The following is a 277-nucleotide window of genomic DNA, read 5'->3' as shown; positions in this document are numbered from 1 at the left end:
CCCGGGCATCGGCACCGACAGCTTCGGCCGCGACCAGCAGTTCATGAACGTCGACAAGGCGTTCATCCAGTTCGCCGGGCTCACCGCCGGTCGCGCGTCGTCGTTCTTCGACTTCTACGCCCACGACTTCGAGTTCGCCGGTGCCACCGCCGGTTCGGACAACTTCTCCACCAACCTGCTCGCCTACACGGCGACGGTGGGCAACGGCCTGTCGGCGACGATCTCGATCGAAGACCCGGTCTTCCGCCGCACCCCGATCTTCTCGCCGTTCAACGTC

At 65.7% G+C, this 277-nt stretch carries 1 protein-coding gene; it reads left to right on the top strand.

What is annotated here, in order from left to right; genetic code table 11:
- A partial coding sequence (locus MKK69_RS16295) for a porin (RefSeq protein WP_243969438.1) occupies positions 1-277 on the top strand: 277 nt, incomplete at both ends.

This window comes from Methylobacterium sp. J-026 (assembly GCF_022829585.1).
Taxonomy (GTDB): domain Bacteria; phylum Pseudomonadota; class Alphaproteobacteria; order Rhizobiales; family Beijerinckiaceae; genus Methylobacterium.
Note: the sequence above shows the minus strand (reverse complement) of the source record. Positions and strands in the feature narration are given on the sequence as shown.